This is a genomic window from Polynucleobacter hallstattensis, assembly GCF_018881835.1.
Classification (GTDB): Bacteria; Pseudomonadota; Gammaproteobacteria; order Burkholderiales; family Burkholderiaceae; genus Polynucleobacter; species Polynucleobacter hallstattensis.
In genome coordinates, this window is the sequence record NZ_JACVPO010000001.1 from 1,034,973 (window position 1) to 1,050,349 (window position 15,377).

14 protein-coding genes are annotated in these 15,377 nt (G+C 46.7%); 4 read left to right on the top strand and 10 right to left on the bottom strand.

The window, feature by feature from the left end; all coding sequences use genetic code 11:
• Nucleotides 1–7: 7 nt before the first annotated feature.
• The 10 genes from ruvB to ICN26_RS05550 all read right to left on the bottom strand — a co-directional run bounded on the left by ruvB (nucleotide 8) and on the right by ICN26_RS05550 (nucleotide 9,590).
• Entirely contained in the window at nucleotides 8–1,075 is a 1,068-nt protein-coding gene (gene ruvB, locus ICN26_RS05505) for a Holliday junction branch migration DNA helicase RuvB (protein WP_216267450.1), read from the bottom strand.
• Nucleotides 1,076–1,106: 31 nt separating this feature from the next.
• Nucleotides 1,107–1,691: a Holliday junction branch migration protein RuvA gene (ruvA, locus tag ICN26_RS05510; RefSeq protein ID WP_216267451.1), complete on the bottom strand. Its 585-nt coding sequence runs from the start codon at nucleotides 1,689–1,691 to the stop codon at nucleotides 1,107–1,109.
• 26 nt (nucleotides 1,692–1,717) lie between these two features.
• Nucleotides 1,718–2,239, bottom strand: coding sequence for a crossover junction endodeoxyribonuclease RuvC (gene ruvC / locus ICN26_RS05515; protein WP_216267452.1), 522 nt, complete (start codon nucleotides 2,237–2,239; stop codon nucleotides 1,718–1,720).
• Between the two features lie 6 nt (nucleotides 2,240–2,245).
• A complete protein-coding gene (purH, locus tag ICN26_RS05520; protein WP_216267453.1) occupies nucleotides 2,246–3,826 on the bottom strand; it encodes a bifunctional phosphoribosylaminoimidazolecarboxamide formyltransferase/IMP cyclohydrolase in 1,581 nt (526 codons plus the stop codon).
• A 48-nt stretch (nucleotides 3,827–3,874) separates the two neighbouring features.
• Nucleotides 3,875–4,114, bottom strand: coding sequence for a helix-turn-helix domain-containing protein (locus tag ICN26_RS05525; RefSeq protein WP_215325802.1), 240 nt, complete (start codon nucleotides 4,112–4,114; stop codon nucleotides 3,875–3,877).
• A gap of 25 nt (nucleotides 4,115–4,139) precedes the next feature.
• Complete coding sequence (gene dusB, locus ICN26_RS05530) at nucleotides 4,140–5,156, bottom strand: tRNA dihydrouridine synthase DusB (RefSeq protein ID WP_216267454.1); 1,017 nt, start codon at nucleotides 5,154–5,156, stop codon at nucleotides 4,140–4,142.
• Between the two features lie 151 nt (nucleotides 5,157–5,307).
• Nucleotides 5,308–6,465 (bottom strand): FAD-dependent monooxygenase, encoded by a 1,158-nt coding sequence (locus tag ICN26_RS05535; RefSeq protein ID WP_216267455.1) that lies wholly within the window; start codon nucleotides 6,463–6,465, stop codon nucleotides 5,308–5,310.
• Nucleotides 6,466–6,496: 31 nt separating this feature from the next.
• Nucleotides 6,497–7,867 carry an aminopeptidase P N-terminal domain-containing protein gene (locus ICN26_RS05540; RefSeq protein ID WP_439650724.1) on the bottom strand — a complete coding sequence of 457 codons (1,371 nt, stop codon included), beginning with the start codon at nucleotides 7,865–7,867 and terminating at the stop codon, nucleotides 6,497–6,499.
• Entirely contained in the window at nucleotides 7,860–8,576 is a 717-nt protein-coding gene (gene murU / locus ICN26_RS05545; protein ID WP_216267457.1) for an N-acetylmuramate alpha-1-phosphate uridylyltransferase MurU, read from the bottom strand. The genes ICN26_RS05540 and murU overlap by 8 nt, the downstream gene beginning before the upstream one ends.
• Before the next feature lie 9 nt (nucleotides 8,577–8,585).
• Nucleotides 8,586–9,590, bottom strand: coding sequence for an aminoglycoside phosphotransferase family protein (locus ICN26_RS05550; protein WP_216267458.1), 1,005 nt, complete (start codon nucleotides 9,588–9,590; stop codon nucleotides 8,586–8,588).
• A gap of 33 nt (nucleotides 9,591–9,623) precedes the next feature.
• Between ICN26_RS05550 and ICN26_RS05555 the strand changes: the two genes are divergently transcribed.
• Genes ICN26_RS05555 through rsmA form a run of 4 tightly spaced genes read left to right on the top strand, consistent with a single transcriptional unit; the run spans nucleotide 9,624 to nucleotide 15,367 of the window.
• Nucleotides 9,624–12,143: an LPS-assembly protein LptD gene (locus tag ICN26_RS05555; protein WP_216267459.1), complete on the top strand. Its 2,520-nt coding sequence runs from the start codon at nucleotides 9,624–9,626 to the stop codon at nucleotides 12,141–12,143.
• Nucleotides 12,140–13,588, top strand: a complete 1,449-nt coding sequence (locus ICN26_RS05560; RefSeq protein ID WP_216267460.1) for a peptidylprolyl isomerase — start codon at nucleotides 12,140–12,142, stop codon at nucleotides 13,586–13,588. The genes ICN26_RS05555 and ICN26_RS05560 overlap by 4 nt, the downstream gene beginning before the upstream one ends.
• Nucleotides 13,563–14,591, top strand: coding sequence for a 4-hydroxythreonine-4-phosphate dehydrogenase PdxA (pdxA, locus tag ICN26_RS05565; RefSeq protein WP_216267461.1), 1,029 nt, complete (start codon nucleotides 13,563–13,565; stop codon nucleotides 14,589–14,591). Before ICN26_RS05560 ends, pdxA begins: the two co-directional genes overlap by 26 nt.
• The gene (gene rsmA / locus ICN26_RS05570) at nucleotides 14,591–15,367 is read left to right on the top strand and encodes a 16S rRNA (adenine(1518)-N(6)/adenine(1519)-N(6))-dimethyltransferase RsmA (RefSeq protein WP_216267671.1); all 777 of its coding nucleotides are present in this window, start codon (nucleotides 14,591–14,593) and stop codon (nucleotides 15,365–15,367) included. Before pdxA ends, rsmA begins: the two co-directional genes overlap by 1 nt.
• The last annotated feature ends 10 nt before the right edge of the window (nucleotides 15,368–15,377 follow it).

Here is a 15,377-nt window from a genome sequence, read left to right on the forward strand (position 1 = left end):
TTAAGTCTTAGGATTCTATTGCGGAGTTACTTGGTGGTGTGAGCCCAAAGTGCTCATAAGCCTGACGCGTTGCCACTCTTCCTCTAGAAGTTCTTTGTAGGTAGCCTTGTTGAATTAAGTAAGGCTCTAAGACATCTTCAATAGTATCGCGCTCTTCACCGATCGCTGCGGCTAAGTTATCAATCCCGACAGGTCCACCATCAAACTTGTGCAAGATAGCTTCGAGCAATTTTCTATCCATCACATCAAAACCGCTGGGGTCGACATCGAGCATCTTCAACGCTGCGTCAGCCATCGCTTTAGTAATGGTACCGGTGCCTTTTACTTCGGCGTAGTCACGCACTCGACGTAATAGACGATTAGCAATACGTGGCGTGCCTCTGGCACGCTTCGCAATTTCAACTGACCCCTCAGGGTCAATATCAGCTTTGAGTAAGCTGGCAGAGCGCGTAATAATTTTAGTGAGCTCTTCAGTCGTATAGAACTCGAGTCTTGCCACAATACCGAAGCGATCACGTAGTGGATTAGTTAGCATGCCGGCGCGAGTGGTTGCGCCAATTAAAGTAAATGGTTTGAGATCAATCTTGACACTGCGTGCTGCAGGACCTTCACCAATCATGATGTCTAGACTGTAATCCTCAAGAGCTGGATAGAGGATCTCTTCAACCACTGGAGAGAGGCGATGAATCTCATCAATAAAGAGCACGTCATTCGCTTCTAAATTGGTGAGTAATGCGGCAAGGTCACCAGGTCTATCCAGAACCGGCCCACTGGTTTGGCGTAAGTTCACGCCAAGCTCTCTCGCGATGATGTGGGCTAGAGTAGTCTTGCCAAGTCCAGGAGGGCCGAAGAGGAGAACATGGTCAAGTGCTTCTTGTCTTGCTCTGGTCGCTGTAATAAAAATCTCTAATTGGGCGCGAGCCTTTGTTTGGCCAACATACTCGTCAAGTTGTTTTGGGCGCAAGGCCCTTTCAAAAACGGCTTCAGAATTGCCCGCTGAACCGCTAACAATGCGGTCATTGCTTTCTGGTAAATCTTCGGGGATTGAGCTAAGGTCTTCTGTGTGGATTGCCATACTGCAAGTGTAGTGGTGTTTAGGTGACTAGTTATGAAGACTTCGAGAGGTATTTCAGACCCATGCGGATACCATCTGATACGGTGGTATCTGGCGGGATTTGTTTGAGGGCAAGATGAGCCTCTTTTTCTGAATACCCCAGCGCCAATAGGGCTTGTAATACCTCGCTACTTGCTTCAACTACCTGAGGCTTACCGCCAATAATTCCTAAATCTGGAGCTAGCTTCCCTTTCAGCTCAAGGCAAAGACGCTCCGCAGTCTTTTTACCAATTCCAGGTACTTGAGTTAGACGCCCTGCCTCTTGCATGGCAATCGCTTGCGCTAATTCATTGACGCTCATGCCAGAAAGTACCGCAAGTGCTGTGCGAGAACCAACGCCGCTGATCTTGATCAGTTGTCTAAATGCTTCACGCTCAGTTTCAGTGGCAAATCCAAACAGCTGCTGCGCATCTTCTCGGACTTGGAAGTGGGTGAGTAGTGTAATTTTTTGATTGGTCTCTGGCAATTGGTACAGGGTACTCATGGGCACATCGATCTCATAGCCAACACCTTGGCAATCCACCAAGAGGCGGGGAGGATGAACTGAAACGAGAATTCCTTGAATGCGACCAATCATGTAAAGATCTTAACCTGTTTAGATTGTTATTTCTTGCTACTCTTTTTGGGTGCAAGAGCGGTAGTAATTGCTTTTGGGATTTGGGCATGATGTGCAGCGCAAATCGCTACCCCCAAAGCATCTGCAGCATCCGTTCCCGGGGCGCGGCTCAGACGCAGCAAACGTTTCACCATTTCTTGAACTTGTGGCTTAGTGGCTCTACCGGTTCCTACGATGGATTGCTTTACTCTCAGTGCGCTGTATTCAGCAACGGGGAGCTTATCAGATACTAAAGCAGCAATTACTGCGCCTCGAGCTTGCCCCAGCATGAGGGTGGAGCGAGGATTGACGTTGAGAAATACTTCTTCAATAGCCGCTTGCTCTGGATGATAAGTCAGCAACACTTCTTTAATGCCCGCGTACAAGATTCCTAATCTCACAGGAAGGCCTTGGTCTGGATCACCACTTTCAATTGTCCCAGAGGCTACATAGCTCAGCTTTTGGCCATTGACATCAATCACACCAAAACCTGTTGTTCGTAAACCGGGGTCGATTCCTATCCAGCGCATAAGTGATTAGTGACGGAAGTGACGAGTACCAGTAAATATCATAGCGATGCCATGTTCATTGGCTGCTGCAATAATTTCATCATCACGCATACTGCCGCCCGGCTGAATGGCGCAACTTGCACCACCATTCACAACCACATCTAAGCCATCACGAAATGGGAAGAAGGCATCACTTGCCACTGCAGAGCCTTTGAGACTTAAGCCTGCATTTTCAGCCTTAATGCTTGCCATACGAGCAGAGTCGACACGGCTCATTTGGCCAGCACCAATACCGAGAGTCATGCCGTTGGCACAATACACAATCGCATTAGATTTTACGAACTTCGCAACACGCCATGCAAACATCATGTCGTGCATTTCACTTGGAGTTGGAAGACGTTTGCTGACAACCCGCATTTCGCTCTCAAGGACGTTCTTTGCATCAGGAGACTGAACTAGCAAGCCACCACCAACACGTTTAAAGTCAAAAGCATTAAATGCAGTACCCAGAGGAATCTCTAAGAGACGCACATTTTGTTTCGTAGCGAAGATGGCCTTTGCTTCGTCACTAAAGCTAGGAGCAATTAGCACCTCTACGAACTGCTTAGAAATCGCTTCAGCTGCGGCGCCATCACAGGGCACGTTAAAAGCAATGATCCCTCCAAAGGCTGAACTTGGATCTGTTTTGAAAGCCTTCTGATAGGCCTCAAGTGCGTTGGCAGCAACGGCTACGCCGCAAGGGTTAGCGTGTTTGATGATGACGCAGGCTGCGGCACCACCAGCGTTGCCAGTAAAACTCTTGACGCATTCCCAAGCAGAGTCGGCATCAGCGATGTTGTTATAGGAAAGTTCTTTGCCTTGTAATTGTTTGTAATTAGCAAGCGCACCATCGACTGGATCAATATCCTTATAGAAAGCGGCTGATTGGTGTGGGTTCTCGCCGTAGCGCATTTCTTGCACCTTTTCAAAGGCAAGATGGAGCGTTGCTGGATAGGCAGAACGTGTCTTGTGACCCAAATCGTCACCTAGTGATGAGAGATAGTTAGCAATAGCGCCATCATATTGAGCGGTATGAGCAAATACTTTTTTAGCCAAACTCAAATTGGTCTTGTAAGAAACTACGTTTTGATTAGCTTTCATCTCTTCGAGAACAGGAGCGTAATCTTCTGGGGAGATCAATACCGTCACATCTTGGTGATTCTTGGCGGCAGCGCGCAGCATCGCTGGACCACCAATATCAATGTTCTCAACTGCATCTTCAAATGAACAATCCGCTTGAGCGACTGTTTCGTTAAACGGATAGAGGTTAATCACGAGCATATCAATCGTATCGATACCATGCTCTTTAAGGGCAGCCATATGCTCAGGAAAATCTCGACGGGCTAATAAGCCACCATGTACCATCGGATGCAGGGTCTTTACGCGACCATCGAGCATCTCGGGAAACTTGGTAAGTGAAGATACTTCTACTACGGGTAGCTTATTTTCAGCCAGTAGTTTTGCAGTACCGCCAGTAGAGATTAGTTTAATGCCTTGCTCATGGAGGGCTTTGGCGAAAGGCACAATGCCTTTTTTATCGGAAACAGAGAGTAAGGCTGTGCGGATCATATTTTTCAGAAGGTTTGATTAATCAAGAATTTACGCATGGGGTCTGACTTATTTCAGTAGCTGGTGCTCAACTAACTTCTTGTGCAGCGTATTTCGGTTGATGCCAAGGTATTGTGCTGCCAAAGATTGATTCTGCTTCGCGTGTTGCATTACCAATTCGAGCATCGGCTTTTCAACCACTGCGAGAACCATCTGGTATAGATCGGAGGGAGGCGTTCCTTTGAGATCGTCCAAATAAGCTTGGAGTTGGGTCTCAATACATTCGGTGATAGGGTGCTTATTAGTCATGGATAAATTAAATAAAAAACTAAATTTAGGCTGCTTCTAAAAATAACAAACGATCTGAATGGGATTTCATTTCATTGAAAAAGTCATTCACCATTTGTAATTGGGTTTTGCAGTCATCGGCAGTGTTCATTTTTTGGCGAAAGGCATGGGAGTCACGCAAGCCCTTGCAGTACCAGCCGATATGCTTACGCGCTGTGCGCAAGCCAACGTATTCGCCATAGAACTCATAATGATCAATGAGATGAGCATTCATGATCTCTTGAATTTCATTAATCTGCGGTGTTGGTAACTTACCGCCCGTTTCCAGAAAGTGATTAATTTCACGAAAGATCCAAGGACGTCCCTGAGCAGCGCGACCAATCATGATGGCATCAGCACCAGTTTCTTTCAAAACAAATTCTGCTTTTTCTGGAGTAGTGATATCGCCATTGGCAACCACGGGAATAGCAACGCTATTTTTTACTGCGGTAATCGTTTCGTATTCAGCTTCACCGTGATAGAGATCTGCCCGCGTGCGACCGTGAACGGTCAGCATGGAGATGCCAGATTGTTCTGCAAGACGCGCAATATGAATCGCATTTTTATGTTCGCGATCCCAGCCCGTCCGAATCTTCAAGGTCACAGGCACTGCATCAGGACCCACCCCTACAGCCTGGACTACAGCTTCTAAAATTTGCTGTACAAGGGGCTCGTCTCTCAATAGCGCGGAACCAGCCGCAACATTGCACACCTTTTTGGCTGGGCAGCCCATATTGATATCAATAATCTGAGCACCGTGATCAACGTTGAGTTTGGCGGCAGCTGCCATCATCCTCGGATCGGCCCCAGCAATTTGGACTGCAATAGGCTTGAATTCACCTTGATGGTTAGCGCGACGTTGGGTTTTCTCGCTCTTCCAAAGCAAAGCGTTAGATGCAATCATTTCAGATACGGCATAACCGGCGCCGAGCTTTTTGCAAAGTTGCCGAAATGGACGATCAGTTACCCCGGCCATTGGGGCAACAAATAATTTATTTGCAAGAAGGTGCGGGCCAATCTTCATGTGTTTCAGGCTAGGTTCTGGATGGCTTTTAGGTCTGGGGGAAAGGGTGACACTTTAGCACAATTTAGCCTGTATTTGCCTAAAAAATAGGCACACTCTATGACTGAAGTCAAACAGAAGGCATTTGTATTTTGGAGGCTATTTCAGCCTCTTAGCGCCTACCAAACATCATCTGCCGGGCTAAGGCTGTTTTGACAGGAGGGAGCCATTGGAGGGCTGATAAAGCTAATCCACGGCCAATCACAACGGGAAGTAGATTGGAAGTGAAGATTCTGGCCATGAAGTCAGTTAGGCCAATGGTGGCTGACCGATCAAGCTTACGACTTTGAGCATATTCAGCCAAGGTGGTTTCGATGGCTAGAGGAGTTTTTTGATCCTCAGGCTTGGAGAAGAGGATGCTCAGTTTTTCTGCCAGGAGATAAGCATCCCGTAATCCGAGGTTCAGACCTTGTCCTGCAACGGGATGCAAGGTCTGGGCGGCATTGCCAATCCACACCTCGTTAGCTTGGGTAATGTCTTTGCGGTAATTGAGCCCGAGCTCGTAAAGTCGGCGATCCTGGATTTTGAGAAATTGTCCAATACGTGAGCCGAACTCGGCTTGCAAGCTTTTCAGGAAATCAGCCTCACTCAAAGCGAGACGTGCTTGTGATGAGCTTGGGGTTCCACACCAAATTAGATTCAAAATATTGGGACCATAGTGACTTGGTAGAACAGCCAAAGGTCCTTCAGAAGTAAAGCGCTCCCACGCTTGCAAGGGTGGCGCATTCTCAACCTCCACTAAGCCAACTAAAGCTGATTGTTCATAGTCTCTGCCAGATTCCACCCAGTCTTGGGTTTTAAACAAACCACCTTCAGCATGAACTACGCACTTGGCTTGAATGTTTTCAACATCGGCATTAGGGTCGATATGTTTCCAAATGAAATGCGGACTATTTTTTTGAATAGCTCTCAAGGCTTTACGCAGTGTGAGGTGAATATCGCGATAACGAATGATGTGACCTAAGGCTTTTTGACCAAGTTCTTCGCGAGTCATCAGGGCACGACCAAAGCGGCCCGCTTGCGAGACATGTACCCGATGAATATCGGCGCACTCAGTAGGCCATGCATTGATAGTGTCTAACAATAGCTTGCTGCCGTGAGATAGGGCGACTCCCCGGGTATCTGCAGCTGTTAAATCAACATCATCTGCAGGATTGCGATCCATCAGTGCGATATTTGCTTCGGGAAATTTTTGCAAGGACCAAGCTGCACAGGCTAGGCCGACTGGACCACCACCCTGAATTACGATATCGAAGTTCTCAACTGACATGCTTGGTAATCTATCTTTTATTGGTAGCGCTCTAATTATTTTTCATAAGTGCTTCGATTTCATCGGCTTTAACCGGCACACCGCGAGAAATCAATTCACATCCAGAATCGTTTACTACAGCATCATCCTCAATACGGATGCCGATATTCCAAAAGCGCTCATCTACATCATCAGCAGGGCGGATATATAAACCAGGCTCGATAGTAAGTGCCATGCCTGGTTTAAGAACACGCCATGGCTTTTCTGAAGAACTTAGTGCTGTGTCAAGTGGTTCGCGATATGAGCCAACGTCATGAACATCCATGCCCAACCAATGTGAGGTACGGTGCATATAAAAGCGACGATAGGCTCCAGTCTCAATTGCATTATGCAAAGAGCCTAATTCCGTCAGCTTAAGCAGCTTCTCATCAAGTAAGCCTTGAGTGAGTACTTTAAGTGCCGCCTCATGTGGTTGCATAAATGTATTACCAGGCTTAGTCATTGCGATAGCGGCTTCTTGCGACGCAAGTGTAATGTCATACAGTGCGCGTTGTGGACCTGTGAACTTCCCATTCACTGGGAATGTGCGAGTGATATCTGAAGCATAGCTATCAAGCTCGCAACCGGCATCAATGAGGCACAGATCTCCGCCACGTAGTTCAGTATCACCAGCACGGTAATGCAGGATGCAGGAGTTAGCGCCGCCCGCAACAATACTGTTGTACGCAACACTTTGTGCACCGCTGTAGCGGAACTCGTGAAGTAGCTCTGCTTCGAGATGATATTCACGCATTCCGGGTTTGCAGACTTGCATGGCACGAATATGAGCACGTGCAGAAATCGCAGCTGCACGACGCATGATGTCAATCTCATAAACATCTTTAAAAAGACGCATCTCATGAATCAAACTCTCTACATCATGAAATTCTGAGGGAGGATTGACACCAGCACGCGCCTGAGCTCGTACTTGTTTCATCCAATGGCGTAAGCGACGATCGATTTCAGCGCTTTCTGAAAGGCGAATGTAAACCGCATTTTGATCAGCCAGCAAATCACTGAGTTTGGTATCTAATTCATGAATGCTATAGGCATGCTCCACACCTAAAACTGATGGAGCTGCATCTGGCCCCAAGCGAATACCATCCCAAATTTCACGTTCTGCATCTTTAGGCCTACAAAACAGATGTGCTTCCAATTGGGGTTGTGATGGTGATCCAGCAATTTTGAGTACGAGTGTTGCGCCTGGCTCTTCAAAGCCAGTGAGGTAGAAAAAATCACTGTCGTGACGATAGGGGAACTCACTATCTCGATTACGCGCTGTCTCAGGCGCTGTAGTGATGATGGCAACGCCACCACCAGTTTTGGCGCAGATCTGTTTGGCGAGTTCAACTCGGCGTTGTTGGTAAATGATGGATTTATTCATTTGCTGCATTGAGTTCTTGTAATCGTTGGGGTGTACCTACATCGTGCCACGGTCCGGTATATTTTTCACCGGACACTCTATTTTTAGACATGGCCTCCCTCAAAATTGGAGCTAGCTTAGTAGGTACATCTAATTCCAAGTCCTTAAAAAGGTCCCGGTGGTAGAGTCCGATGCCAGAAAAGGTCAGTTTTTCAGCACCATTCAGAGGTTCATTAGTCACTTGTGAGCCCTTAATATAAAAGTCACCCCCAGGGTGCTGAATTGGATTGGGCACCATTAATAGGTGTGCCAGGGGTCTGCTTGGCAGGCTTCGTAAGTTAGAAGCTTGGTTTAAGAGCTGCTGAATTGGTAGATTCGGGCTAAAAACATCCCCATTGATGACTAGAAAATAATCGCTTGGATTCAGTAAAGGTAGGGCTTTGCGAATGCCGCCAGCAGTTTCTAGTGCGCTCGTTTCTGGGGAGTAGGTAATGTTGAGTCCAAATTGGCTGCCATTTCCCAGTGCTTCCTCAATCTTCTTGCCAAGCCAAGCATGATTAATCACTACATCCTGAATACCTGCCGCACTCAATGCCTCCACGTGCCAGGCAAGCAAGGATTTATTTTTGATGGTGAGGAGCGGTTTGGGTAGCTCATCCGTCAAGGGGCGCATGCGCTCACCTCGACCTGCTGCCAATAAAAAGCATGGAATGAGATTGGGCTTATTCATGATGAGTGACTATTCATCTTGAGTAGTGCGCGTTGATTCCAGAATGCGTGCCAAGGGCTTTAATTCGATATAACGATTGGCAGTGGCAATCGCATACTCGAGTACCAAAGGAATATCTTTGAGATAGCCATCTTTGCCATCGCGATGAAATAGCCTTGCAAAAATACCCAAGATCTTCAGATGCCGTTGTAAGCCCATCCATTCAAAGTCGCGATAGAACTGACCAAAATCGTTTGGCATGGGCAAGCCTACTTGACGACCTTCTTCCCAAAATTTAATCACCCAATCAATCACACGTTCTTCAGGCCATGAAATGTACGCATCACGCCAGAGTGAAGATGCATCGTAAGTGATGGGGCCATAGACTGCATCTTGAAAATCAATTACGCCAGGATTATTTTTTTTAGTCATCATCAGATTACGTGAATGGTAGTCACGATGAACATAGACTTTTGCCTGCGCAAGATTGTTTTGAATAATCAGTTCGAATGCTTGCTTAAGCTGCAAGTTCTGAAGTTTACTTAATTCAATGTGCAGATGTTTCCCTAAATACCATTCGGGAAATAAATCTAGCTCACGCTTCAGTAATGCCTCATCGTAGTTTGGCAACACATCTGATTTGCTTGCTAATTGCATTTGTATCAAGGCTTGTGTTGCGTCTTTATAGAGATAGTTGGCGCTCTCTGAATTGAGTTCTGCAAGGTAAGTTTTAGTGCCCAGATCGTTGAGTAAAAGAAAGCCCTCAGCCACATTCTTTTCTAAAATTTTCGGGACATTTAAACCGGCATTTTCGAGTAATAAATCAACCTCAATAAAAGCGTCTAAGGGTTCGTGTTGGGGTGGGGCGTCCATCACGATCAAAGATGGAAAATCCGGGTTTTTGGATGCAATCCGGAAATAGCGCCTAAAGCTGGCATCTGCTGAGGCGGGGGCCAAAGTGGGGAGATCTAATTGCCAGCTAGGTTCAAGGCCTTTTAGCCAGCTACGGAGGGAGTCTAAGCGAGAGTCGGTCATGGTCGATTCGTATAATAAGGCGGGTCTGGATCTATGAGTCATTATCGCCCTTGGGCTGGCCATTGCGCCCCTCTTTTTGTAGCTGCTACCCTGCGTTTAATGATGGGGGTTATATTGTCGCAATTTGCACTCGCAAGTCAGGCTCAGGCACCTGCACCTTTACCTCCTTCCGCACAGTCTTTAGGGAGCTCTGCTAACTCCGTTTTAATTCCCGATCGTGGTGATGTCACCGTCCTAAAGTTAGATGATCAATTGCGAGTTGGTAAACCAATTAATGATGGGCAAGCTTTAACGTTTACCTCTAGTGATTCGATTGACGGAATCGTTGATCGCGAAATGCGCTTGAAAGGCCGTGCACAAATTCGTCGCAATGGCGCAGTGATTAAAGCAGACGAAATTAAGTACGACCCTGATTCTGATGTAGCTAATTTATCTGGTAATACTGAATTTTCAAAAGGTAATGCAGTATTCAAAGGACCTAAAGCGCGCTTTAGAGTTGATGCACGTGAAGGGGAAATGGAAGCTCCCAAATATGAGCTGCGAGATAACCGAGCGAGTGGTAATGCAACAAAACTCACAATCCAAACTGCCGATGTGTTTGTCTTTGATAAAGCCACCTATACAACTTGCACCCCAGAAAATTTAGATTGGTATTTCACAGCCAGTACACTGGAGATTGATAACGAGCAAAAAGAAATGGTTGGCACAAATGGTGTGATGCGATTCTTTGATGTGCCCATTGCTTACGCGCCTTACTTCACTGCGCCAACATCCAATCAACGCCGTTCCGGAATTTTGGCGCCAGTTGCTGGCTATAACTCCAATAACGGCATTGATGTAACGCAGCCTTACTACGTCAACATTGCACCTAATCGTGACTTGCTTTTACTGCCGCGCGTTATGGGTCAACGTGGAGTGCAGTTGGGTGCAAAGTATCAGTTTTTGGATAAGCAGTACTCTGGTAACTTGATGGGTGACTATCTTCCTTACGATCGTAAGACTGGTACGGATCGCTGGCGCTATGACTGGCAGCAGAGGCAAAACTTTAGCGGTGATTTATTGGGCATGGGTGGGATTCCCATTGCTGGTGCTTGGACTGGATATGCCAATGTGGCCCGAGTTTCGGATAACTTATACCCCACTGACTTTTCGCAAAGTATGGCTGGTGCAATTACTAGCCAGTTTCGACAAGAAGTTGGCACTACCAAGAACTTGACTGGTAGCTTAAGTAATTGGACTGTGGGGGCCAGAGCAATGACTTTCCAGACTTTGCAGCCTGACCCTACTGTGACGGTACAGTCTCCTTACAATATTTTGCCGAATGTCACAGCTGCCTATAACAATCGTTTAACACCTGCAGTTGCTGATGCAAGTGGTAAGTACATTACTTTACCCACGGGCCCTGCAACGACTTTTTCAACCGATTTCACGCGTTTTGCCTATAACATTGGTGGTAACTTGGCAGCAACTGCTCCGGGCCTATATAGTGAAGCTGATCGAACAGTGATTAAAGGCGCATTGGCGCTGCCTCAAATTACTCCTGGTTATTACATTACCCCTAAGGTGAGCTTTCAGTCGAACACCTATAACGCCACTCCATACAATCCTGTAGGAGCTCCAGCCACACAAGGTTTTACGATTCCAACATTTAGTTTGGATTCAGGTTTGGCATTTGAAAGAGATGCCGCTGAATTAAAAGGCTTCTTTGGGCGCGACATGTTGCTCACGATGGAACCAAGAGCCTTTTATGTTTATACGCCCTATCAAAATCAAACGTATACGCCAGTTTTTGATACGGCATATGCGGGTTTTGGAATAAGTCAAATCTTTGCAGAAAATGACTTTGTGGGTAATGATCGCATTGCTGATAACAATAAACTGACTATGGGTATGACTAGTCGCATGATTGAGGCGAATACTGGTGCGGAACGTGCGACAGTAACACTCGCACAAAGACAGGACTTTACCGGGCAGAAAGTGACTCTCGGAGCTACAAATACAAATCCGACAACCTATTCAGACACTCTAGGGGCTGGATCGGTTCGCTTGCTTGGAAACTTTAGTGCTGATGCATTCGGTCAATACAACACGCAATTAAACCGCTTAATGCAAACAACTGTTGGCGGGAGTTGGCGTCCGACACCAGGGCGCAGCTTGAATTTTGGTTATCGAAACGTTTTTGGCTCAACGAATCAACTAACTCCTGTTTCAACCGCAGTCACTACCACAGACCAATACAACGTCTCAGGCCAGTGGCCCATTACGCGTGAAGTATCTGTCATGGGCCGCTGGGGTTACGATGCTTTAACGACCAAAACGCTCAATACGCTGGTGGCTTTGGAGTGGATGCGTGACTGCTGGACTTTACGCGGTGCTTACTCACAGATGCTCAACACCTCGCAAATCACAACCACTCAGGTTTTATTCCAAATAGAATTTAGGGGCTTTGGTAGCGCTGGTAGTAATCCAGTTGATATCATGAAGCTAAATGTTCCCGGATATATGCCTACTTCCAAGCCTGTACCACCTTCAATTTATGAGAACTATCAATGATGCGTAGGAATCGATTTAACCAAGCACTTGCAGCTACAATTTTGGCTGGCCTTGCTTTGCTGCCTCAGCTCGCGTTTGCGCAAGATGGTGCAAAGATTTCAGCTGATAGCAAAATTCGGAATATTGATGGTGTTGCGGCAGTTGTGAATACGGGCTATGTGACACGTAAAGAAATTGATGATCGGATCGTTGCCCTACAAAAGCAGGGAGGTAAGCTCCCTGATGCGGCTGCGTTGCGTAAGACGGTGCTGGAGCGCCTCATCCTTGAAAAAATTCAATTACAAAATGCGGAGCAAGAGGGTCTTGCAGTTAGTAATAAAGAGTTGGATAAGATTATTGCTGATATTGCTGCCAAGAATAAGTTAACACTTGCGGAGTTAAAAGTAAAAATTGCCGCTACTGGTAGTACCTATGAGCGCTATAGCCAAATGCTGCGCGATGATGTGATTATTAGTCGCTACCGTGAGCGGGAGGTCGAGGGCAAGATTAAGATTTCTGACGCGGAGGTAGATAACTTTATTTCTGATCGCAACCGTGAGCTAGCTGGTGGAGGAAAGCCTGTACGCTCAAGCCCTGCCGCAAAAGGTGAGCCAGAAGAGATTGACGTTGCGCAGATTTTTATTCCTGCAGATGCCAATGCTGGTGCTGGTGCTCAGGCTGAGGCAAAGAAGAAGGCAGAAGTCCTTTTGCGTGAAGCGCGTGGTGATGTAGATTTCTTGCAGTTAGGTGCAATGGCTGCGAAAGATAATCCAAAAATTAAGTTTCAAGATTTAGGTTACCGTACCCCAGATCGCCTGCCGCAATTATTTTATGAGGCCGTCAGAAATACAGGCAGTGGACAAGTTGCCAATGCTGTAGTGAAAAGCCCTGCGGGCTATCATGTTCTGAAGGTTTTAGATCGTCGAGCGCTAGTTACTGGTGCTCCTGAGCCGCAGCAAGCTGCCCCCCAAGAAAGTGCTATCACCCCGCAAAATATTATGGTGACGCAGACTTTGTCTCGCCATATTTTGTTGCGTAGTCGTGCGGGCTTGACAGACCAAGATGCTGAAAGACGCCTAGCGGGTTACCGTGATCAGGTTCGTGCAAAAACTGCTGATTTTGGCGATCTAGCTAAAAAATATTCTGAAGATGGGTCTGCTGCCAATGGAGGTAATTTAGGTTGGATGGGGCCCGGTGATTTAGTTCCAGAATTTGATCAGGCAATGAATCGCTTGCAAATAGGTGAAGTGAGTAATCCAGTAAAGACTGAATTTGGTTGGCATTTGATTCAGGTGCTCGAGCGCCGGGAAGCGCAGTTGACTTTAGAGAAGCAGCGCCAATTCGCTCGCGCAGCCATTCGTGAACGTAAGTTTGAGCAGGCTTATCAAGATTGGCTACGTGAATTACGCGACACCGCTACGGTGAAGATCATTAACGCAGATGATCCAGCAGCCAGTCCCCGTTAATCTTGTCATTAGCTCTGGAGAGCCTGCAGGAGTTGGTCCAGAAGTCTCTATTGCAGCTGCATTAGCCTTCTTGCAAGAGCAGCCTGCCAGCACGATTACTTTGCTTGGCGATTGCAGCTTATTTTTAGCCACTGAGATCCCTGAAGAACTATCAAATCGTTTTAGGTTGGAGTCTATTGCATTAGCTTCTCCAACAACTGCGGGTCAATTGAATCCTGCCAACGCACAATATGTTCTGAGTATTCTGGATACTGCGGTTAAAGGCTGTCTTAATGGTCGTTTTGATGCCATGGTGACTGCCCCAATACAAAAGAGTGTGATCAACCAAGGCAATACTCCAAATGAAGATTTATTTACCGGACACACGGAATACCTAGCAAAGCTTTGCCATCAAGATCATGTTGTCATGATGTTGTGCGCGACATTACCGGCTGGCTCCTTAGGCTTGCATAAAAGCCATGACCTTCGGGTGGCCTTGGTCACAACCCATCTGCCTTTGAATGAAGTTTCTGGTGCGCTCAACCAACAGTATGTTTTGGAAACCATTCAGATTGTCGATCGGGATCTGCGGGCAAAATTTGGTGTTGCTAAACCTGTCATTCGGATAGCGGGACTCAATCCGCATGCAGGTGAATCTGGCTATCTTGGGCGCGAAGAAATTGATGTCATTATTCCTACTATCGAGGCTGCGAAAGCTTTGGGTATTCAAGTAAGTGGACCTTATCCAGGGGATACGATGTTTGATGCTAAGACTTTAGATAGCGTGGATGCTTTTATCGCCATGTATCACGATCAAGGTTTAGCACCATTCAAGTTTGTCAGTTTTGGTGGTGGCGTGAATGTCACCCTAGGTTTGCCGATTATTCGCACCTCAGTCGATCATGGTACTGCGCTAGAAATTGCTGGAAAAGGTATTGCAGATCCAGGCAGCATGTTAGAGGCTTTGCGACTCGCCTATCAATTAGCGGTAAATGCAAAGAAGGCAAAGAATCTATCAACATGATGCATCAAGCCCGTAAACGATTTGGTCAGAACTTTTTGCAGGACTCCGGAGTAATCTACTCCATAGTTGCCGCAATTAATCCCAGTGAAAATATGCACGTGATTGAGATTGGCCCTGGCCTTGGCGCATTAACAAGGCCTTTATTGAGTAACTTAGAGCACCTAGATCTTTTGGAGATTGACCGAGATTTGGTGGCTTACTGGAATCAAGAGAATCTCCAGGGTCTGAATGTGATTGAGGGAGATGCTCTCAAGTTTGATTTTCTGGAATGGGCAAATGCACGGCCGGCTAATAGTGGTCTATGTAAGGTGGTTGGTAACTTGCCTTACAACATCTCCTCTCCATTACTCTTTCATCTTGTTTCTGCCGCCCACGCAATTGATGAGCAGGTATTCATGCTGCAAGCTGAAGTCGTAGAGCGAATGGTGTCTAAGGCTGGTGGTTCTGAATTTAGTCGGCTTTCTGTGATGCTGCAAGCGCGCTACGATATGGAGCAAGTCTTAGAGGTTCCCCCTGAAGCATTTGATCCTCAGCCTAAGGTCAACTCTGCTGTGGTGCGTATGATTCCGCGAAGAGACTTTAGCTTAAGTGATGCGCAGTGGCATGCTTTGGAAAAAGTAGTAGCTGCAGCATTTTCACAAAGAAGAAAAATGCTGCGTACGAACTTATCAGCCTTTGCTGATCGATTATCTTTATCTGAGTCGGAATTAAAAGCGCGCGCTCAGGATATTCCGGTGGAGCGCTACATTGAATGGGCTAAAACTTTAGCTCATTAAGCTTCTGGTT